Raw genomic sequence first — 19649 nt, 5'->3', positions numbered from 1 at the left:
ACAAAACTATAGGAACACCCAATGACTAGATTGAAAAGCTGTACGTCAGCATCCAAAGATGTCGGAAAATGTCGACTTTGGATGCTGGCGTACATGTTTGGTTCGTATGGGTTCGGCTCGGTTGGCGCGAACTGGCCGCAGTGCGCGTGCTAGAGCAGGTTCTTCTGCACCCACGCGATGATGTCGCTCGACTCGTAGAGCGGTTTACCGTCGATGAACAGGCAAGGAACCTGGCGTTTTCCGCCGACGGCGATGAGCGTCTGCTCGGCATCGGAATCGGTCGAGATATTGCGCTCGGGAATGGTCACGTCGTTATCGGCCAAAAAGCGCTTGACCTTTATGCAATACGGGCAGCCAGTCATAACGTAGAGCGCGAGTTCATGATCAGTAGCCATGGTGTCTCCAATCGGTTGAGGTTTCGATTGAAATACCCAAAGCCGCTGCGGTCTATGCGTGAGCCGACGGCGACTCGATCGCCTGAACCAGAAACGCCGTGGCACCGGCGCCGCAGGGCTTGTCGTAGTAGTCGATAAAGCGCTGATCGGCAAGATAGCCGCGGGCGAGGCCCAGGTATGCTTCGTCTTGGGGTTCGTGTCCCCAGTTAAGGCCAATCCATCGACGGTGCATTGCGACAAGCTTGCGCGCCTCGCTTCCATCCGGTTCGCCGTCGCCCATGGCGATCGAGAGCTGGCCCAGAATAGCGCGTTCAAGTTCCTTCATGTCGTTCCATGTCTTGGGGTCCATGTCCAGCAGTGCCTCGTTTGCTGCATCGACGGCCTCGTCGCCATAGCGCGCTCGCGCCTCGGCACCGTAGCGCTCCTCGTTTTCCTGCACGGTACGCCAGCGCTCCAGTTGCGGCAGCACGGCGCCCATGAGCGAGACGGCTTCGTCGAGCGACATACCGGTGTTTTGTGCCAGGCGCGGGGCGCAATCCTCAATCATGGCCTCCATCGTGGTCTCGTAGGTGTACTTGCCGCGGTCGTAGCACCACTTGCAGTAATGGTCGGTCGTGGCGCCCGCGGCATCGGTGCCGCAGTCGTCGGGCGTGAGCACCATGCCGCAGCTCTGACAATAGTGCTCGGGCATTTCGAGCAGGTGCGACAGTGGCTCTCCGGTAACGGCGGCAATGAGCTTCATCATGTCGATGCCCGGGGTGACTTCGCCGCGCTCCCAACGGCTCACGGCTTGGCGCGTGACGTAGAGCTTGGCGGCGAGCTGCTCTTGGGTAAGGTTGTTGGCGCGGCGGACGGCGATGAGTTTTTCTGCAAAGGCCATGACGGCTCCTTTCTGGTGCTTGTTGGCTTAAGCATACGCGGCAGCCGATGTCCTTCCAAGCAACCGTTGGTTGCACGACGGGGACCGCGGCGAAGAATTGCGCGCAACGCCCCACACCTCCATGCCGTACAATGACCGGCATGGAACCTATCGCACACATATATACCGACCTGCCGCAGAAGTTCGGCATTCCGCGCAACAGCTTTTTGGCGCCTCATCTGCAGGGACGCATCGTCTTTGAGCCGGAATTTGCCTCCAATGCAGCGGTTGAAGGCTTGGACTCCTTCTCTCACCTATGGCTGCTGTGGCGCTTCGAAAACGGAACGCCCGGCGGCACGGCTAAGGACATAGCCGCCGATGCCAAAACGCAGGACAGGTCCGGCACCAACGCAAAATGGTCGAAAACCGTGCGCCCGCCGCGTCTGGGTGGAGCCGAGCGTGTGGGCGTGTTTGCCACACGCAGTCCGTTTCGCCCTAATCCCATCGGGCTCACCTGCGTCAAGCTCAGCCGTGTCGAGCTCACCGACGATGGCCCCATCATTCATGTGCTGGGGGCCGATCTGCGCGACGGCACGCCCATCTACGACATTAAGCCCTACATTCCATTTGCCGACTGTCACCCGGATGCGACGGGCGGCTGGATTGAGGACGCGCCGTGGCAAGAGCTCGACATCGAGTTCCCGCAGACGCTGCAGGATATGGTCCCGCCCACAAAGCTCCCCGGCCTGGTCGAGGTCCTGCGCCAAGACCCACGCCGCGCAGGCAGCAAGCACGAGCCGAACCGCGTCTATCATCTGGCCTTCGCCGGGCTCGACATATCTTTTACGGTTGATGAAACCCAGCTAACCGTAGCCGCCGTCAACGACGCGCGGGGCTAACCTGCCATTCGTCTGCACCCGTCAAATTAAGCGCCAAACCCCGCGCCAAAACCGCTCACGCTGTTGGACAATAACGCCTACCAAAACAATCACTTTGCATGGGAGCTCAGCATGAAATACGACTTTAGCTCGCTAATCGACCGCCATGGCATGGACTCCATCGCCGTTGACTCCTGGGGTGAGATTCCCGGTATGGCTCCGAGCGCACCCGACGAGGGCTTCGACCGCATCCCCATGTGGGTAGCGGACATGAATTTTGCCACGGTGCCCACGGTCCAGGAGTACATCATTCAGCGCGCCCAGCACCCCATGTTTGGCTATTTCGATCCGCGCCCCGAGTACTTCGACCGCATCATCGAATGGCAGAGTCGCCGTAATGGCGTCGAGGGCCTGGCACCTGAGCACATCGGCTACGAAAACGGTGTGCTGGGCGGTGTCGTGTCGACGCTGCGCGCATATGTCCAGCCGGGCGATGCGGTGCTGGTCCACAGTCCCACCTACATCGGCTTTACCAAGTCCATCGAGGCCGCGGGCTATCGCATTGTCCACAGCCCGCTTAAACTCGACGACCAGGGCGTGTGGCGCATGGACTTTGAGGACATGGAGCGCAAGCTCGCCCAAAACCATATCCATGCCGCGGTGTTCTGCTCGCCGCACAATCCCTGCGGCCGCGTATGGGAGCGCGACGAGATCGAGCGCGCCATGGACATCTATCGCCAGCATGATTGCGTGGTGGTCTCGGACGAGATTTGGTCCGATATCATCCTGCCGGGTCACAAGCATATCCCGACGCAGTCGGTGAGCGAGGATGCCCGCATGCGCACGGTTGCCCTCTACGCGCCCAGCAAGACGTTCAACCTGGCGGGCCTGGTCGGCAGCTACCACATCATCTATAACGAGACGCTGCGCGACCGCGTGTGCGCCGTGTCCAACAAGACTCACTACAACGAGATGAACGTCCTTTCGATGCACGCGCTTATCGGCGCCTACCAGCCGCAGGGCTACGAGTGGGTCGATGAGCTCAATCAGGTCATCCAGGGCAACATTGACTACTTCTGCGATTACGTGGACGAGCATTTTGAGGGCGTGGGCTATTCGCGTCCGCAGGGCACGTACATGGTGTTTCTGGACTGCACCGAGTGGTGCCTCGAGCATGGCCGCGATATTCAGTGGCTGCTCGACGAGGGGGCGCGCGTGGGCGTGGGGTATCAGGACGGCCGCCCGTTCCACGGGCCCTGTCACATCCGCGTGAATCTGGCACTGCCGCTTTCGCGGGTAAGGGAGGCGTGTGAGCGCCTGGACCGCTACGTTTTTGGGGTATAGGGGGCGCTCGATTCGAGTGCTGCCCCATGTGCCCACGCCGTCAAAATGCGTGGGCACATGGGGTGCAGAGGGTAGCGAGCGCGTTTTCCGCATTCGCTACTTTTCATGAATCTGCTTTCCGCAAAGATGTTCAATCGAAATCTCGTAGAGTTGGACGCCCTTTATGTCTTTGGCGATCTCCTCCTCGACTTCTTCGGCAGAAGGGTAGTACTTAAGCGCGAGCTGACGGACTTTGTCCTCGATAAACGCGGGCGCTTCATCTACCAGGCGACAACGACCAAAGACAACGGTACTCATAACGTAGGGAGCCCAGTCGCCGTCCTTGTACCACTCGTTGCCGTAAACGGTAAAGCAGACTTTATCATCATGCTTGAGTGAATCGACCTTGTGGCCAGCCTTGGCGCCATGGAAATAAATCTTGTCGTGCTCGGCGTCAAAGAAGTAGTTGACGGGAATGGCATAGGGGTAGCCATCATCGCCGTTGACGGCAAAGACGCCGCGCTTGCAGGTAGCGAGCAGTTCGCGCGCTTTCTCGTCGGTGATGGCGCGTTTCTTTCGACGTAAGGGCCTAAACATCGTTGGCTTCCTTTCTACTGCGCATGGTGGTTGAGCACAAACTATAGCGAAACAGCCCCGTTTTTCTTGATACAGGCGAGTATGTTTTTGAGCTTGCTAAAGTCGAGCGGTTTGGGCAGATGGGCGTTCATGCCGGCGTCGTGTGCCGCCTTGGCGTCTTCGGCAAAGGCGTTGGCGGTGAGCGCGATGATGGGGATGTCGGCCGCATCGGCCTTTTCGCTCAGGCGGATCGCCCGGGTTGCCTCGTAGCCGTCCATGCCCGGCATCATGATGTCCATCAGGATTGCATCGAAGCTGCCGGCGGGACGGCTAACGTATAGGTCGACTGTCTCGTTGCCGTCGGCGGCGCGAGTCACGACGATGCCTTCGCTTTCGAGCAGAGCTTGGGCAATCTCGGCATTGAGTTCGTTATCTTCTGCCAAAAGGACGTTCATGCCGGCGAGCGAGCAGCTGCTTACCTGCGTGTCTGCACATTCTTTTATCTGAGGGTTCTTGTCGATATCGAGCGGAATCCGGACGTCAAACGTACTCCCCACGCCAACCTCACTCGAAATCTCAATCGTGCCGCCCATCATATCGATGAGCGATTTGACGATAGACATGCCAATGCCGGTTCCTTGGAACTTGCTGCGCGCATCGGCGCCTTCCTGGGCAAACGGCTCGTAAATGTGCGTCAAAAACTCGGGCGTCATACCAATGCCGGTATCCGAGACGCTAAAGCAAAACACGGCGTGCTCGTCGTCGACCGGCTTGATGGTCGATGAGAACGTGACGGTGCCTCCGTGCTTGTTGTACTTGATGCTGTTGTCGAGCAGGTTGACAAGGATCTGCCGAATATGGGTGGGGCTGCCGATCATATATTGGTCGACAGCGTAGGGCTCGCTGGTGTCGAGCATGGTTATGCCGCGGTCCGATGCGCGGAGCTTGCACAGTACGAGCGCATTGTCGCACAGCTCTTTAAGGTTGAATGATTCGTGCTCGAGCGTCACTTTGCACTCCTCGATCCTGCCCATCTCGAGGATGTCGTTAATCAGTGACAGCAGGTGATTGGCGGCAACGCGCGCCTTGGCGCGGCTTTCGCGGGCGACCTGCATGTCGCCTTCTCTCAATTCCTCAATTTCGATAAGGCCTAGGATGCCGTTGAGCGGCGTGCGGATGTCGTGGCTCATGCGCGTGAGGAAAGCGGTTTTGGCGGCGTTGGCGGCATCGGCTTTCTGCCGTTCCTCCTGTGCGCGGTAAAGCGACCAGACAAGGATGACGATGCCGGTGAGCAAAATGCAAATGACGACTGCCGCAATGACGATGCGGTTGCGGTAGAGAAGTCGGAACGCATCCGATTCTTGCGCCGAGTACGATGTGGGGAAATAGCTGTTTGCAGAGAGCGATTCACCTGCATTGACGATGCCCTTATTGATGATTCCCAGCAGCTCGGGCTTGCCGCGCGAAATTAAACACGATAGTTGTGCCGTGTTGGTGAGTTCCTGTGTTTCGAAATCCTCGATGTCGTAGATGTCGCGGAGAGTTTCCAGGCGCGTGCTGGGGACAATGATGCAACGTGCCTTCCCCTCATCGAGGGCTTTGAGCACCTCGCCGTCATTCGAATACTCGGTTACCGTTGCGTTCGGAAAGAGACTTTCGAGCTCAAAACGGTTAACGATTGTGCTCTTTGTACAAGCGATGTTCTTAAGGTCGCTGTTCAGGTTTTTGCCACTGTGAATGGCGGTCAGCGAAACCGTTCCCATCGAGTTTGACTGGATGACCCCTGTCTGCTCGGCGAGCCAGTAGTCGCGAAACAACGGCAGGGCGACATCGATGGTTCCGTTGGAAAGGGCTTTGATCATTTGCTTGTTGTTCGAGAGTGCGATTGTTTTGACCGTAATGTCAAACTTGTCGTGCAACGTCGTTGCAAGCGAGGCGAGCGACCCTTCCATCTCGCCGTCGTCATTTTGCGTACAGTAGGGAAGTTGGTTTTTAAGATAGCCGAGCGTGATGGTATTGCCGTTTTCTTTGAGCCAGGTGGTCTCGGTGCCGGTGAGCGATGACGAGCCACTGTTTTGGGTCGAGTAACTCGTTTTGACTTCCTCGTTATAGCGCGGGTTATCGCGGGCGATGGTCGTCATGGCGGCGTTGATGTCGTTCATCAGGTCAGGGCGGCTTTTGGGAACGGCAAAATAGTAGTCGCTCGAGCCTACGTAGAACATGGGTGACGCATCGGGCGACGAAATGGTGTCGTTCATGATGACGGCGTCGACCTCGCCGTCTGCAAGCGCCTCAAAGAGGGCGCTGCCGGTGTCGATTTCTTTATAGGTGCAGGTAACGTCTTCGTTGGCGAGCCACTGCTGGCCGACGATAGTTTGCATAACGCCAGAGTTGCAGCCGATGGTGAGGCCTTGGAGCGCCTGAGGGTCACCCTTGGCCAGATCGTCGCGGTCGGGCCTGGCGTAGATATAGTAGCGCTCGGTGCCCTCGGGATTTGAGGAAAAGAGCAGCTTCTGCTCGCGTTCTGCCGAATACGAGATGTTGGGCATGAGGTCGATTTCGCCCGCCTCGAGCATGTCCATAAGCTCGGAGAAGGTGCCGCTAACGTATTCGTATTGCCAGCCCTTTGTGTAATACGAGAGGGTCTGGAGGTACTCGTAGCCCCATCCCGAGAGGCGCTCGCCCGGCGTGCCTTCCTGGAAGCCTTTGTTGTTGACGAGCCAGCCAACGCGGACCGTCTTGACCTGGTGGTCGGAGTCGGCGGCAAAGGCGGGGGCAGGCATGACGGCGCTCAGTACGGTGAGTACGGCAACCGCAACGGCTAGGGTGCGATATAGAGCCAAACGAAGGATGGCGGAAGGTTTCACATGAAATCCTATCGAGTCGAGACAGTATCACATAAGGATACCAGCTCAACCTGCCCACTCAGCCACCGCACCGCTAAACGGTCAGGTAGTCATTGGGGACGTTCTTGTTTGACTAGTCATTTAAGAACGTCCAATGACTAGTTCCGTTTGCGGGGGAGGCGTGGGACAATACCGAGCGAATGTGATTGGGCGTCTGGGAAAAGGGGTCGCGATGAACAAGTTGAGGACGCTTGCCGACGTGTTGCGCCAGGCTGGCTTTGCGCGCATCACGGGCCTGTTTCTTGTGTTCTATCTGCTGTGCTCGACGGCCGTCTGGCTGTCCGAGCCCACGACCCTCACCTTTGGCGATGGACTTTGGTTTAGCTTTGAGACGGTCTCGACCATCGGCTTTGGTGACATTCCGGCCGAGACACCGGTTGCCCGCGCGATTACCGTCGTCTTGAGCGTCATCAGCATCTTCTACATCGCCATGCTTACGGGCGTGGCGGTGAACTACTGCAATACGCTCATCAAGATGCGCCAAAAGGACACCATGGCGCGCTTTATGGACGATCTTGAGCATTTGGAAGAGCTCGATCGTGACGAGCTCGCCGATCTTTCGCGTCGCGTGCGCGAGTATCGTCGACGCCAGCGCTAGAACGGGCGCCGTGCGTCACGATGAGGGGGACTGAATATGAATATCACCGTGTATCTGGGTGCCAGCGTCGGTAATGACCCGGCGTTTCTGCCCGCGGTGCAGGAGCTGGGCAACTGGATTGGCGCTAACGGACACGCGTTGGTATACGGCGGGTCCAAGTCGGGCTTGATGGGCGCGCTCGCCGATAGCGTGCTCGATGCCGGTGGACACGTGACGGGCGTGGAGCCGAGCTTTTTTATCGAGGCCGAGTTTCAGCACGATGGCATCGACGACCTCATCGTGACGAGCGACATGGCCGAGCGCAAGGCCAAGATGATCGAGCTTGGTGATGCCTTCATTGCCTTTCCCGGCGGGACGGGTACGCTCGAGGAGATTGCCGAGGTCATGTCGGCCGTGTCGCTGGGGCATCTGAGCGCGCCGTGCATCCTGTATAACCTGGACGGTTACTACAACGATCTCAAGGCGCTGCTCGGACGCATGATTGATAAAGGGCTTTCGAGCCCGAGGCGCCAGCACGGCATCTACTTTGCCGACGATTTGCGCGAGATTGCCTCGATTATCAACGGATAAGTCTTGAGCCTGCCCCACTATGACTCCCAATGGTGCCGTTTGCGGCGCAGACGGTTGGCTCGTTCGGGTAACGCTCGCTCTACAATAAAACGTATCTTTGCCGAATTTGACCACGGGAGGTCCCGATGGATAGTCTTGCAAAACCCAAAAACCGTGCGCTGTTTTTAGTTAGCGTTGCCGTGACCGGTGCGTTCGCAGGCGCCGCGGTCTGGCTGTTCTTTTTTGCGATGGAGCACGGTGTCGACTATCTATGGACCGAGATTCCGCACGCGCTGGGCGTCGCTTCGCCTGAGCTCGCGAGCGGCCCGTTCGGTTTTCTGCCGTACCCGTTTTTTGTCTGCTTGCTGGGCGGCCTGCTGATCGGTCTGTACGAAAAGATTACGGGCACCAAGACCGATGACCTCAACCAGGTGATGGCCAAGGTTAAACAAGACGGTCGCTACCCGTACGACAACCTCGGCAAGCTTTCGCTTGCGGCATTGCTGCCGCTGCTGTTTGGCGGAAGTATTGGACCGGAGGCCGGCCTGACCGGAGTTATCGCGGGTCTGTGCAGCTGGGTCGGCGACCGCATGCGTCGCTTTGGCGCCGAGTTTAGGGAGCTCACGCTGCTGGGCACCCAGGCTGCCCTGACGGCGCTCTTTACCGCGCCCGTGTTTGGCTTTGTGGCGCCGCTCGCCGGTAGCGCCGACGGCCAGGGCGCTGGCGAGGACTCCGCGTCCGATGAGATCACCATCAAGCTGCCCAAGGCGCAAAAGACCGTGGTCTACGGCATCGCGATTGCCGGCGGTCTGGGCACCTATCTGCTGCTCGGCCAGCTTATGGGCGGCGGCATGGGCATGCCCAGGTTCGAGGCCGCCCAGGTGGGTAACCTGGAACTTGTCTGGCTCATTCCGCTGGCGTTGGTCGGCACCGTATGCGGTTGGCTGTACTTTGTCTCTGAGCATGCAAGTGAGGCGCTGTCCCATGCAATAGGGGAGCGCCCCGTCGTCAAGGCCATGCTGGCTGGTCTGGCGGTCGCCATCTGCGGCACAGTTCTGCCTTATACCATGTTTGCCGGTGAGACCCAGGCCGACGTACTTATGGAGACCTACCTCACCATCCCCGCCGGTGTGCTCATCGCGACCGGTCTTCTCAAGGCCATGCTGACACCCGCCCTCATCAACATGGGCTGGCGCGGCGGCCACTTCTTCCCGGTTATCTTCTCGGGCGTAAGCCTGGGCTACGGCCTTGCCATCCTGACGGGCGCCGATCCGGTCTTTTGCGTCGCCGTCTGCACGGCCTCGACGATGGGCGCCGTCATGCGCCAGCCGGTCATGGTCGTGGGCTTGCTGCTCATGTGTTTTCCGCTTAAAGGCATCGTCTGCATGATCATCGCCGCAGTCATTGCGGCAGGCATTCCGCTGCCCAAGCCGCTGCGCAAGTAGCACGATAGCGCGTGCCGGGGATATACCATTTGTCACGGATTTGCGGGGGGGGGCGATCGCGTCCTTCGTGGATTGAGACTCGCGTGCCTACAGGTCGTGTACTCGATAAACCTTGGTGCTGACGGTGCAGCTGATTGCGCATAGCGCGAGGGCCAGCACGGCAATTCCTGCGCACAGACAGCCCAGAACGGCGGGATCGGGATTCGCCCCAGCAATCGACATGAGCCAGTTGCTGATGGGGTTGGAGGAGCTCAGTGTGGCCATGGCAAGGCATCCGAGCAGGGCAAACAGGCCGACGGAAAGGCGCAGCGCCTCCATGTGTCCAAATCGAAAGAACAGCGGCTGTGCCAGAAACACCATCATGAGGGAAATGAGCATGGACGCGGTCGAAGCGATTGCGGTCTCAAAGACGGTCTGTCCCGTCGAGGGGATACCCACGCTGTTGAAGAGCGGGATGGAGACGATGCTCAGAAGCGCGGCGGCGCACGCCATGACGGCCGAGAAGACAATGATGCTCAGGTAGCGTGCACAGATGATGTCTTTGCGCGAGAGGGGCAGCGTTGCCCGATAGCGCTCCCATCCGTTTTGATTGTCGTAGCCGGCCAGCGAGTTCATGACCACGATGGGCGACATGGCACTGACCGCACAGGCGCCGGCGCTCATACTGGCATCGCCATCCGATGCGTTGGCGAGGGTCAGTACGACGAAGATGAACAGGCCGACGCCCGCGATGCTCGGGACAAGCGTGCGGACGATGGCGAGCTCAGACATAAAGGCGCGTTTCATTTCGAAGCCCCTTTCAGCATGAGGCGAAGATAGTCATCAATTGTTGCCCGGTCGCAGGGAATCTCGGGGAAGGCCTCGAGCGCCTCGCGACGGTTGGGCACGAGCACGTCCACGCTATAGGCGTGGTGGGCGGCACGGGCGCCTTCGACGCAAGCCATGAGCTCGGACGCCTGTGCTTGGGTGCAGTGGGCGATGCCGGCTCGGTCGGTAATGTCCTCGCGCGGCAGGTCAAACACAATCGAGCCGTTATCGATGCAGATGACGCGGTCGGCAGTGCGATCGAGGTCGGATGTAATGTGGCTTGAGAGCAGCACGCTGTGCTGGCCGTCGGCGACAAAGGCAAGCAACTCGTCGAGCAGTTCCTCGCGCGCCATGGGATCGAGGCCCGCGGTGGCTTCGTCCAAAACGAGCAGCTTAGCATTGTGACTGAGTGCGCAGGCAAGCTGCAGCTTCATGCCCATGCCGCGGGAGAGGTCCTTGACCTTCGTCTTGGGATCGAGGCCAAATCGGTCGATGAATCCGGCGAACGTTTCGCAGCTCCACGTGGGGTATGCCGGGCCTACGAGCCTCTCGACCTGGCCCACCTTGAGCGTGGAGGGGAAGGGACACGTGTCCAGGACAAGCCCGATGCGGGAGCGCAGGTGGCGCTGCGTCTCGTCGGGCGCGTTGGCGTCGCAGCGCTGTCCAAGCAGATGCACCTCGCCGGCATCGAGCTTTATAAGCCCAAGCGCGGCGCGAATGGTCGTCGTCTTGCCGGCGCCATTTGCGCCCACAAAGCCAACGATCTGGCCGGGCTCCACGGCGAGTGTGACCACTCGCAACGAAAAACGGTCGCTCACACGGCGTGAGATGCCTTTGAGTTCTAAAAGGTTTTGCATGGTATAGCCTTTCTTGCAGATGGCTACTGCATGGTTTCGGGGGCTACCAGGTCGAGCATCTCGTGCAGCTTGTCGCGCGTAACGCCCAGGGCTTCGGCTTGGCTCGCCGCTTTCGCAAGCAGTTCTTCGATATGGCAGAGCTGGTTTTCGCGCAAGAGCTCCTGGTTGCCCTCGGCGACAAAACAGCCCTTGCCCTGCACGGTGCAGATGAAGCCGAGTTGCTCCAGGTCGGCGTAGGCGCGCTTGGTGGTGATGACACTCACGCCAAGATCGCTCGCGAGTGCACGGATACTGGGGAGTTTGGCTCCCGCCGCGAGCGTGCCCGAAAGGATCTGAGCTTTGACTTGCGAGGCTATTTGCTCGTAGATGGGCTTGTCGCTCGAATTGGATAGGATAATGTCCACAGCGGCTCCTTAGCTGTTGGGCTACACGTGTATATAACCGGTAAGCACAGTATATATACACTATGCACAGTTATGCAAGAAGAAATGTAGGCTCGCCTGTCTCTTCGTTCGTTTGTCTCGATCTGTAACATCTGGAGCCGATTTTGGTGTCTACCTGTTACAGATTGAGACAGTCCCGACCTTCCTGCTCGTTCATCTCAATCTGTAACACTAAGGCCCGTTTTTGGTGGCTAGATGTTACAGATTGAGACATTGGTCGCCCGCCTGCGCGTTTATCTCGATCTGTAACAGGTAGAGGCTCAAAACCCGTCTATCTGTTACAGATTGAGACGAGATTGAGACGGTGTCGATCTTCCCAGCCGTTTATCTAGATCTGTAACATCTGGAGCCGATTTTGGCGGCTAGATGTTACAGATCGAGACAATCCTTGAGGCGGCTGCCCGGTGCACAGCGAGCTCGGCTAATGAATTTGTCCTGATAGGTGCCCTATGGCGGGATTTGGCGGCTACAATAATGCGGTTACAACGACGTAATGCACTCAATGCAAGAAAGGATCCGCATGGCAAGCCTGTCGGATGAAATCTCGTCGCGCCGCACATTCGCGATCATCAGCCACCCGGACGCCGGTAAGACCACGCTTACCGAGAAGCTGCTGCTCTATACCGGCAGCATCCAGACCGCCGGCTCGGTCAAGGGCAAGAGCTCGGCTAAGCACGCCGTCTCGGACTGGATGGACATCGAGAAGGAGCGCGGCATTTCCGTTACCTCCTCGGTGCTGCAGTTCACCTATAATGGCGCCTGCGTCAACATCCTCGATACCCCCGGCCACCAGGACTTCTCGGAGGATACCTACCGTACCCTTATGGCCGCCGACGCCGCAGTCATGGTCATCGACGGCGCCAAGGGCGTCGAGGCCCAGACCAAAAAGCTCTTTAAGGTCTGTACGCTGCGTCACATTCCCATCTTCACCTTTGTGAATAAGCTCGACCACGAGGCTCGCGATCCGTTTGAGCTCATGGAAGAGATCGAGAACGTCCTGGGTATCAATACGTATCCCATGAACTGGCCGATCGGCAGCGGCCGCAACTTCCGCGGCGTGTTCGACCGTCAGACCCGTCGCGTCATTGCCTTTGAGGGCGACGGCCACGCCAACGCCACCAAGAAGGTCGCCGAGGTCGAGGCCGAGCTGGGCGATCCTTCCATGGACGAGCTTATTGGCGAAGAGAACCATAAGAACCTGATGGACGACATCGAGCTGCTCGATGGCGCCGGCGACGAGCTCGACTTGGATGCCGTGGCCTGCGGCAAGCTGAGCCCGGCGTTCTTTGGCTCGGCGCTCACCAACTTTGGCGTGGAGCCCTTCCTCAAGGAGTTCCTGCGTCTGGCCCCGACGCCGCGCGCCTATACCGATACGCTCACCAGCGAACCGGTCGATCCCTGCCGCGATGACTTTAGCGGCTTTGTGTTTAAGATCCAGGCCAATATGGACAAGAACCACCGCGACCGCATCGCCTTTGTGCGCATTTGCTCGGGCAAGTTCGAGCGTGGCATGGACGCCTTCCACGTGCAGGGCAACCGCAAGCTCAAGCTTGCCACGGGCACGTCGATGATGGCCGATGACCGCGCCATCGTGGACGAGGCGTACGCGGGCGATATCGTGGGCCTGTTCGATCCGGGTATCTTTAGCATCGGTGACACCGTGTGCTCCGGCAAGCGCCACGTGCAGTATCCGCAGATCCCGACGTTTGCCCCCGAGATGTTCGCTCGCATTACGCAGGTCGACACGCTCAAGCGCAAGCAGTTTGTGAAGGGCATGGAGGAGCTTGCCCAGGAGGGCGCCATCCAGATCTTCCGCGAGCTGGGTGCCGGCATGGAGAGCGTCATCGTGGGCGTGGTCGGTGTGCTGCAGTTTGAGGTACTCGAGCGCCGCCTCAAGGCCGAGTATCGTGTTGAGGTCCGTCGCCAGCCGCTGCCCTATACGGACATCCGCTGGATTCAGAACGACCCCGATACCATTGATATCCCGGGCCTTTCGCTCACGCGTGACACGCTGCGCGTCGAGGACATGCGCGGCGGTAAGCTGCTGCTGTTCACGAGCCCGTGGAACGTGGATTGGGCAACCGATCACAACCCCGATCTTATCCTGTCGGAGTTTGGCAACGTAGCCTTTTAATGCATCGGCGCGGTGGCCCTGTGGGGCTGCCGCGCCGTTTGCTTGCCTGATGCCGTGTGAGCGGCTATTATACCCATCGTCGTCTCAAGCCCGTGACGTCCGAGCAGTTCGGGTCCGATATCCTGCTCGTTAAACCTAAAACCAAAGGAGTACATAATGATCAAGAAGGTCATGGAGGACTACAAGGTCCTGTTGCGGAGCATTCCCGCGGCAACGGTTTCGCTGTTTTTCGTGAGTGTCATCATGATGAACCTGCTGGCCAACAAAGAGCTTATCAGCCTGCCGTATCTGGCACTCGATTGCGGCTTTGTGGTGAGCTGGGTTTCGTTTTTGTGCCAGGACATGATCTGCAAGCGCTTTGGCGCCAAGGCATCCATCAAAATCTCTGTCCTCGCGCTGCTGGTCAACCTGGCCGTGAGCCTGTGCTTTTGGGCGTGCTCGCTCACGCCCGGCATGTGGGGCGCTTACTACGACACGGGCATGATCGAGGTCAACACTGCCCTTAACGCCACCATTGGCGGCACCTGGTACGTGGTGCTGGGCTCTTCGCTGGCAATGCTCGTTTCTGCCGTGGTTAATTCCACGCTCAACCAGTCGCTCGGCCGTATGCTCAAAAAGAATAACTTTGCGAGCTTTGCCTTCCGCTCCTATGTGTCCACGGGTGTTGGCCAGTTTATCGACAACTTGGTCTTTGCCATTGTGGTGAGCCACACGTTCTTTGGTTGGACCTGGGTGCAGGTCCTTATGTGCTCGCTGACCGGCGCTGTTGCCGAGCTGCTGTGCGAGGTCTTTCTGAGCCCCGTGGGCTACAAGGTCGTGCGTGGCTGGGAGCGTGAGAATGTGGGCGCCGAGTACCTCGAGCGCCACGCAACCGCCTAAGGGGCAAGTATGCGGGTTTTGATCACGGGCGCTTCGGGCGGTATCGGAGCCGCGTGCGTGCAGCGCTTTTTGGACGAGGGCCACGAGGTCGTGGGCTTTGACCTGCTGCCGACGGCGGTCGAGCACGAGCGCTACCGCCATCTGATCGTTGATGTACGCGAGCCTAACTCGTTTCCAGGCGACCTTGAGCCTCAGGTAATCGTGAACGTTGCCGGTGTACAGGATTCGGCCGATGACATTGCCGCCAACCTGCGTGGCACCATCAACGTGACCGAGCGCTACGCCTTTGTGGGAGAGGGGCTTGCCGCCAAGCCAGCGCCTGCTATCCAATCCGTGGTCAATGTGGGGTCGGCGAGCGGACATACGGGATCGGAGTTTCCCGCCTATGCTGCCAGCAAGGGTGGCGTTATTGCCTACACCAAGAACCTTGCAAACCGCCTGGCGCCGCAGGCCATCGCCAACAGCGTGGACCCGGGCGGCGTTATCACGCCGCTCAACCGTTGCGTGATGGAAGACGAACACCTGTGGAACCAGATTATGGAGCTCACGCCGCTTAAACGCTGGGCCACCGCCCAAGAGATCGCCGAGTGGATCTACTTTGTGGGCGTGACTAACCGGTTTATGACCGGGCAGAGCCTGTTGATCGATGGCGGCGAGGCCGGCCGCACGCAATTTATTTGGCCCGAATAGGAAACGCGCCCGATGGAAAGCTGTCGGGCGCGTTTTTGATGTATCGATTTTTAGCCGATGCAAGTCCAGTTGACGGGGGTCGAGCCGTGCTGTTCGAGTAGCCGATTGGCGGCAGAGAAGGGGCGCGACCCCATAAAAGCGGGGAGTTCTGCCGTGGCACGGTTGGCCGAAAGCGGCGAGGGGTGCGTAGAGGCCAGACAGAACTTGCCGGTTGCCTTGCCCGCGCCGGTAGCGGCGAGCTTGCCTTCGACCATCTGCTGGGCAAAGCGGCCCCATGCCAAAAAGACTACCGGCTGGGGCAGCTGACAGCAGCGTTCGATAACGTAGTCGGTGAGCGTGCTCCAGCCCAGTTTGGCGTGCGAGTTCGCGGCATGCTCGCGCACGGTGAGCGTAGTGTTGAGGAGCAGGACGCCCTGTTGTGCCCATGGGGTTAGGTCTCCCGTGGCGGGAATGGGACAACCCAGATCGGCTTTGAGTTCCTTATAGATGTTGCGCAGGCTCGGCGGCAACTTGGTTTGCGTCGCAGGTACCGAGAACGACAGACCCATGGCCTGGTTGGGTCCGTGATAGGGGTCTTGGCCCAAGATGACAGCCTTGACCTGGTCGGCCGGCGTGTAGGCGAGGGCATTGAGGATGTCGTCTTGTGCCGGGTAGATGGTCTGCTCGGCACGCAGAAGGGCGATGCGCTCGAGCAGCTGGTTCGTAGTGTCACGTACCGACTGCGGCGCACCGCCCAACCAAGTTGCTATGTTGCGGTCGCGGGTTGCGGTGTCCATGGGGCTCCTTTATGGCAGATGCTCTGTTGGCATCTATTGTAAAGGCGCACCGGCTGCCTTTATGCCACGGCTGTATGAAGAGTGGGGCCTACGAGATGTGCTCGGGCACTCCTGCCATACGAGCGTGTCCGTGTGCGCGAAGGCGCGGAAGCTCGACGGTTGCCACCATGACGCCGGTGAGGATGAGGGCGGCGCCAAAGAAGGCGATGGGGCTCAGGACCTCGCCGACCAGGAAGAACGAGAAGACGGCGGAGCAGACCGGCTCGAGCGAGAAGGCGAAGCCGGTGGTCTCGGCAGGTACGTGGGGCTGCACGAGCGTCTGGGTGATAAAGCCGTAGGCAGAGCAGATGAGTGCGAGCGCAACGACAACGACGATCTCGTTCGGCGTGCTGGGAAGCGTGAAGCCGCCAAAGGTGTACGCGGCGATGCCCGAGAACAAGCCACCGAAGCCCAGCTGCCAAACGCCCAGAGCCAGCGGATCGACTTCTTCGACAAAGCGCTTGGCTACGATAATGTGGCCGGCATAGATAAAGGCCGAGAGCAGCATGACCATCGCGCCGGGGTTCAGGCTGGTAAAGTCGGCGCCCGAGAGCAGCAGCATGCCGCAGGTGACGATGGCGGTGCCGACGAGCACTTTGCGCTCGGGGGCGCGGCGCAGCAGGGCGGCGTTGGCAAACGGCACGATCACGACCGTCAGGCTCTGCAAAAAGCCGGCAGTGGAGGCAGAGGTGAGGCTGGAGCCCAGGCACATGCAGGTGAGCTCGGTTGCCATGATGGCGCCGATGATGGCGGCACGGACCATAAGGTCGCGGTTGATGCGGAAAGCGCGCTTGTGGAAGAGCAACAGGCAGGCCACAAAGGCGATGATGCAGCGCAACGCAACGATGCTCGTGGCGTTCATGCTGTCCATGCCGATCTTCATGAGGGGGTACGAAAAGCCCCATGCGACGGGAACGGAAAATGAGAGCGCGATTGCTTTTTTGCGATCCATGGGACTCCTTTTGTTACAGAACGGTTTCGTAAAAAGGATTCTGCTCCCAGATGTGGATGTAGTAAAGCGAATGTATTTTAAGTATGATTAAGAAATACTAATGTAAGCAGAAAAGGCCCTGGCAAAACGTTTTACGGCTACATCGATGTGGAGGCACGATGGCATCGCGGTATCAGATTGTATGTATGGTGGTCGATTGCGGCAGCCTGAAACGTGCCGCCGACGAGCTGGGCTATACGCAAAGCGCGGTGAGCCAGGCCGTCAAGGCGCTCGAGCGCGAGCTGGGCACCACGATTATCGAGCGTGGCAAGCAGGGCGTCTCGCTTACGCGCGACGGCAAACAGTATCTGCCGTATCTGCGCCAGATCGTTACGGCCGAGGCCGAGCTTGAGGGCAAGCGCCAGGAGTTGCTGGGGCTTTCGTCGACCGACATTCGCATTGCGACGTTTACCAACGTGAGTCGTACTGTGTTGCCGCGAGTGATCCGCGACTTTGGGGCCCTGCATCCGGGCGTGCGCTTTACCCTCAAGCAGGGCGATTACACGAGCAATGCCCAGTGGGTGCACGATGGCGTGGTCGACTTTTGCTTTACAGCGCGTGGATTTACCGAGGGGCTCGAGAAACGCGTGGTCTATCACGACGAGCTGGTGGCGCTGTTGCCAGCCGTCCATCCACTGGCGGCAAAGGAAAAGGTGACGCTTGCCGACCTGGCGTCCGAACCGTTTGTGCTGCTGGATGAGGGCGAACAGAGCCTGGTGCTCGATGCATTCGCGGCGCATGGGCTGTCGCCGCACGTGACGAGCGAGGTGACCGACGACTACACCATCATGGCGATGGTGGAGGAGGGCCTAGGCGTGAGCATGCTGTATCGCCGTACCGTCGAGGGCATGCAGGCCGATATTCGCGTACGTCCCATCGTGCATGCCCCCTCGCGCGACGTAGTGGCGGCCTGGCGCAGCTGGGACACCATGCCTATCGCCACGAGGCGCTTTATCGACTATATGAGCTCGCATATTGTCAATTAATGACTGGCGTGACGTTGCGCGTGGTGATTAGCGGGCTGTCGCTTTGGCTTGTGCTAGACGGTAGGTGCGTGCCGGGTGGCAGAGCAATACCGCCACGACCATAAAGAACGCCGTGGTGCCCAGGCTGATGGGGTAGACCATCATGATGTTCGCAAAGGTGCGGAAGTTCGGGAACACGCAGAAGACCCAATAGAAGCGAATACCGCAGACGCAGATCATGGTGATGAGGGCGGGCATGAGCGAGATGCCAAAGCCGCGCAGGTAACCGGACATGTTTTCGTAGAACATGCTAAAGGCGTATGCCGGGAAGATCGAGCACACGCGGATATAGCCGATCGAGACGATGTTGGGATCGCTGTTAAAGAGCGCCAGGATCTCGCGCCCCAGACCGACGATGATGACGATGGTGGTGAGCGCGACGATGCCGCCTTCGACCAGGCAGACCTTGAGCGTCTTGGTGCAGCGGTCGATCTGGCGAGCGCCGTGGTTTTGTCCCACAAAGGTGGTGCAGGCCTGGCTAAAGCTGTTGAGTAGGTTGTAGCACACATACTCCAGGCTCATAGCGGCGCTGGATGCCGCCATGACCTCGGTACCCAGGCTGTTGATGGCGGACTGGATGATGATGTTGGCGACGGCAAAGACGGCGCTTTGGATGCCGGCGGGCAGGCCGATCTTGACGATGCGCTTGAGGGCGACGGGGTCTAAGCCTAAGTCGCGTGGGGTGACGCGGACGACGGAGTCGGTCTTGAGCAGGCGGATAAAGAGCGTAGCGGCGCTGACGGTGTAGGCGATGGCGGTGGCGATGGCGACGCCCGCGACGCCCCAGTGGAGTATGGGGACAAAGATGAGGTCCAGGCCAATGTTGAGGACGGTGGACACGGCAAGCGCCTGCAGCGGCATACGGGTGATGCCGACGGAACGGAAGATCGCGGCCTCAAAGTTGTAGAGCAAGATCGAAGGCATGCTGAGCAAAAAGACGCGCAGGTAGAGCGAGGCGAGCGGCATGGTTTCGGCGGGGACGTTGAGCGCGGCGAGCATGGGTTCGGCAAAGATCTCGCCCAGCGCGATGACGACAAAGCCCACGAGTGCCATAAGAATCGAGGTATGGACGGCGCGTTTGACCATGTTCTGATCGTTGCGGCCGATAGCGTTGGCGATGACCACGTTGGAGCCAAGCGACAGGCCAATAAACAGGTTGAGCATAAGACTGGTAAGCGGAACGTTGGAGCCGACCGCCGCCATGGCGAGGGTTCCCTGGTCGCCCGAGAAATTACCGATGATGACCGTGGCGATGAGGTTCGACAGCTGCTCTAAGATGCTCGTGGCGGCCACGGGGAAGGCGAACAGGGGAATATTGCGCCACAGCGAGCCGGTGGTCATGTCAATGTGCTTAGATGCGGTGTCTGCCATACGCTCTCAATCTCTAATATGCGATTCGCTAGTTATTTGCGCAGACGATAATACTCCTAATGCATCCAGTCGGCACTTAGGGACGTTCCTTTTAATATGAGCAGGACA

Annotated in this window: 19 protein-coding genes; 9 read left to right on the top strand and 10 right to left on the bottom strand. The window is 59.2% G+C overall.

The window, feature by feature from the left end; translation table 11 throughout:
- Positions 1 to 149: 149 nt before the first annotated feature.
- Positions 150 to 395: a glutaredoxin gene (locus DW850_RS09525; RefSeq protein WP_117582828.1), complete on the bottom strand. Its 246-nt coding sequence runs from the start codon at positions 393 to 395 to the stop codon at positions 150 to 152.
- Between the two features lie 52 nt (positions 396 to 447).
- Entirely contained in the window at positions 448 to 1275 is an 828-nt protein-coding gene (locus tag DW850_RS10220) for a TipAS antibiotic-recognition domain-containing protein (RefSeq protein ID WP_117582829.1), read from the bottom strand.
- A 140-nt stretch (positions 1276 to 1415) separates the two neighbouring features.
- Between DW850_RS10220 and DW850_RS09515 the strand changes: the two genes are divergently transcribed.
- Positions 1416 to 2153 (top strand): tRNA (N6-threonylcarbamoyladenosine(37)-N6)-methyltransferase TrmO, encoded by a 738-nt coding sequence (locus DW850_RS09515; RefSeq protein WP_233503761.1) that lies wholly within the window; start codon positions 1416 to 1418, stop codon positions 2151 to 2153.
- 111 nt (positions 2154 to 2264) lie between these two features.
- Positions 2265 to 3476, top strand: a complete 1212-nt coding sequence (locus DW850_RS09510) for a MalY/PatB family protein (RefSeq protein WP_117582831.1) — start codon at positions 2265 to 2267, stop codon at positions 3474 to 3476.
- Between the two features lie 96 nt (positions 3477 to 3572).
- Here DW850_RS09510 and DW850_RS09505 read toward each other — a convergent pair whose 3' ends face one another.
- Together DW850_RS09505 and DW850_RS09500 are read right to left on the bottom strand one after the other, a co-directional pair.
- Entirely contained in the window at positions 3573 to 4052 is a 480-nt protein-coding gene (locus DW850_RS09505; RefSeq protein WP_055252525.1) for a pyridoxamine 5'-phosphate oxidase family protein, read from the bottom strand.
- Between the two features lie 41 nt (positions 4053 to 4093).
- Complete coding sequence (locus tag DW850_RS09500; RefSeq protein ID WP_117582832.1) at positions 4094 to 6898, bottom strand: transporter substrate-binding domain-containing protein; 2805 nt, start codon at positions 6896 to 6898, stop codon at positions 4094 to 4096.
- 211 nt (positions 6899 to 7109) lie between these two features.
- Between DW850_RS09500 and DW850_RS09495 the strand changes: the two genes are divergently transcribed.
- The 3 genes from DW850_RS09495 to DW850_RS09485 all read left to right on the top strand — a co-directional run bounded on the left by DW850_RS09495 (position 7110) and on the right by DW850_RS09485 (position 9529).
- On the top strand, positions 7110 to 7535 hold the full coding sequence (locus DW850_RS09495; protein ID WP_055252221.1) for a potassium channel family protein: 426 nt from the start codon (positions 7110 to 7112) through the stop codon (positions 7533 to 7535).
- A 36-nt stretch (positions 7536 to 7571) separates the two neighbouring features.
- A complete protein-coding gene (locus tag DW850_RS09490) occupies positions 7572 to 8105 on the top strand; it encodes a TIGR00730 family Rossman fold protein (protein ID WP_117582834.1) in 534 nt (177 codons plus the stop codon).
- 125 nt (positions 8106 to 8230) lie between these two features.
- On the top strand, positions 8231 to 9529 hold the full coding sequence (locus tag DW850_RS09485) for a chloride channel protein (RefSeq protein ID WP_117630051.1): 1299 nt from the start codon (positions 8231 to 8233) through the stop codon (positions 9527 to 9529).
- A gap of 87 nt (positions 9530 to 9616) precedes the next feature.
- On the opposite strand, the gene DW850_RS09480 is transcribed toward DW850_RS09485, so the two are convergent.
- Genes DW850_RS09480 through DW850_RS09470 form a run of 3 tightly spaced genes read right to left on the bottom strand, consistent with a single transcriptional unit; the run spans position 9617 to position 11597 of the window.
- Entirely contained in the window at positions 9617 to 10315 is a 699-nt protein-coding gene (locus tag DW850_RS09480; RefSeq protein WP_117630050.1) for an ABC-2 transporter permease, read from the bottom strand.
- The gene (locus DW850_RS09475) at positions 10312 to 11193 is read right to left on the bottom strand and encodes an ABC transporter ATP-binding protein (protein WP_117786914.1); all 882 of its coding nucleotides are present in this window, start codon (positions 11191 to 11193) and stop codon (positions 10312 to 10314) included. Before DW850_RS09475 ends, DW850_RS09480 begins: the two co-directional genes overlap by 4 nt.
- A gap of 23 nt (positions 11194 to 11216) precedes the next feature.
- The gene (locus tag DW850_RS09470) at positions 11217 to 11597 is read right to left on the bottom strand and encodes a GntR family transcriptional regulator (RefSeq protein ID WP_055252216.1); all 381 of its coding nucleotides are present in this window, start codon (positions 11595 to 11597) and stop codon (positions 11217 to 11219) included.
- Between the two features lie 559 nt (positions 11598 to 12156).
- On the opposite strand from DW850_RS09470, the gene DW850_RS09465 reads away from it, so the two are divergent.
- The 3 genes from DW850_RS09465 (at position 12157) to DW850_RS09455 (ending at position 15339) form a co-directional block, all read left to right on the top strand.
- Complete coding sequence (locus DW850_RS09465) at positions 12157 to 13770, top strand: peptide chain release factor 3 (protein ID WP_055286676.1); 1614 nt, start codon at positions 12157 to 12159, stop codon at positions 13768 to 13770.
- 156 nt (positions 13771 to 13926) lie between these two features.
- Positions 13927 to 14649 (top strand): VUT family protein, encoded by a 723-nt coding sequence (locus tag DW850_RS09460; protein ID WP_233503106.1) that lies wholly within the window; start codon positions 13927 to 13929, stop codon positions 14647 to 14649.
- Between the two features lie 9 nt (positions 14650 to 14658).
- Complete coding sequence (locus DW850_RS09455) at positions 14659 to 15339, top strand: SDR family NAD(P)-dependent oxidoreductase (RefSeq protein ID WP_117630049.1); 681 nt, start codon at positions 14659 to 14661, stop codon at positions 15337 to 15339.
- A 50-nt stretch (positions 15340 to 15389) separates the two neighbouring features.
- Here DW850_RS09455 and DW850_RS09450 read toward each other — a convergent pair whose 3' ends face one another.
- Both DW850_RS09450 and DW850_RS09445 read right to left on the bottom strand, forming a co-directional pair.
- Entirely contained in the window at positions 15390 to 16115 is a 726-nt protein-coding gene (locus DW850_RS09450) for a uracil-DNA glycosylase (RefSeq protein WP_117630048.1), read from the bottom strand.
- A gap of 88 nt (positions 16116 to 16203) precedes the next feature.
- The gene (locus DW850_RS09445) at positions 16204 to 17106 is read right to left on the bottom strand and encodes a DMT family transporter (RefSeq protein WP_117630047.1); all 903 of its coding nucleotides are present in this window, start codon (positions 17104 to 17106) and stop codon (positions 16204 to 16206) included.
- Positions 17107 to 17264: 158 nt separating this feature from the next.
- Here DW850_RS09445 and DW850_RS09440 point away from each other — a divergent pair, with 158 nt between their 5' ends.
- Positions 17265 to 18131: a LysR family transcriptional regulator gene (locus DW850_RS09440; RefSeq protein ID WP_117630046.1), complete on the top strand. Its 867-nt coding sequence runs from the start codon at positions 17265 to 17267 to the stop codon at positions 18129 to 18131.
- A 27-nt stretch (positions 18132 to 18158) separates the two neighbouring features.
- On the opposite strand, the gene DW850_RS09435 is transcribed toward DW850_RS09440, so the two are convergent.
- Positions 18159 to 19541, bottom strand: a complete 1383-nt coding sequence (locus DW850_RS09435; RefSeq protein WP_117630045.1) for an MATE family efflux transporter — start codon at positions 19539 to 19541, stop codon at positions 18159 to 18161.
- Between the last annotated feature and the right edge of the window lie 108 nt (positions 19542 to 19649).

It is taken from the genome of Collinsella sp. AM36-4AA, assembly GCF_003467795.1.
Classification (GTDB): domain Bacteria; phylum Actinomycetota; class Coriobacteriia; order Coriobacteriales; family Coriobacteriaceae; genus Collinsella.
The sequence above is the reverse complement of the archived record's forward strand: the minus strand, read 5'-3'. Positions and strand labels throughout refer to the sequence as shown.

Coding starts and splice junctions, on each gene's coding strand:
- DW850_RS09480 (WP_117630050.1), bottom strand. CDS start 10,315: ATGAAACGCGCCTTTATGTCTGAGCTCGCCATCGTCCGCACGCTTGTC.
- DW850_RS09440 (WP_117630046.1), top strand. CDS start 17,265: ATGGCATCGCGGTATCAGATTGTATGTATGGTGGTCGATTGCGGCAGC.
- DW850_RS09465 (WP_055286676.1), top strand. CDS start 12,157: ATGGCAAGCCTGTCGGATGAAATCTCGTCGCGCCGCACATTCGCGATC.
- DW850_RS09475 (WP_117786914.1), bottom strand. CDS start 11,193: ATGCAAAACCTTTTAGAACTCAAAGGCATCTCACGCCGTGTGAGCGAC.
- DW850_RS09435 (WP_117630045.1), bottom strand. CDS start 19,541: ATGGCAGACACCGCATCTAAGCACATTGACATGACCACCGGCTCGCTG.
- DW850_RS09495 (WP_055252221.1), top strand. CDS start 7,110: ATGAACAAGTTGAGGACGCTTGCCGACGTGTTGCGCCAGGCTGGCTTT.
- DW850_RS09525 (WP_117582828.1), bottom strand. CDS start 395: ATGGCTACTGATCATGAACTCGCGCTCTACGTTATGACTGGCTGCCCG.
- DW850_RS09510 (WP_117582831.1), top strand. CDS start 2,265: ATGAAATACGACTTTAGCTCGCTAATCGACCGCCATGGCATGGACTCC.
- DW850_RS09455 (WP_117630049.1), top strand. CDS start 14,659: ATGCGGGTTTTGATCACGGGCGCTTCGGGCGGTATCGGAGCCGCGTGC.
- DW850_RS10220 (WP_117582829.1), bottom strand. CDS start 1,275: ATGGCCTTTGCAGAAAAACTCATCGCCGTCCGCCGCGCCAACAACCTT.
- DW850_RS09450 (WP_117630048.1), bottom strand. CDS start 16,115: ATGGACACCGCAACCCGCGACCGCAACATAGCAACTTGGTTGGGCGGT.
- DW850_RS09505 (WP_055252525.1), bottom strand. CDS start 4,052: ATGTTTAGGCCCTTACGTCGAAAGAAACGCGCCATCACCGACGAGAAA.
- DW850_RS09490 (WP_117582834.1), top strand. CDS start 7,572: ATGAATATCACCGTGTATCTGGGTGCCAGCGTCGGTAATGACCCGGCG.
- DW850_RS09460 (WP_233503106.1), top strand. CDS start 13,927: ATGATCAAGAAGGTCATGGAGGACTACAAGGTCCTGTTGCGGAGCATT.
- DW850_RS09445 (WP_117630047.1), bottom strand. CDS start 17,106: ATGGATCGCAAAAAAGCAATCGCGCTCTCATTTTCCGTTCCCGTCGCA.
- DW850_RS09515 (WP_233503761.1), top strand. CDS start 1,416: ATGGAACCTATCGCACACATATATACCGACCTGCCGCAGAAGTTCGGC.
- DW850_RS09485 (WP_117630051.1), top strand. CDS start 8,231: ATGGATAGTCTTGCAAAACCCAAAAACCGTGCGCTGTTTTTAGTTAGC.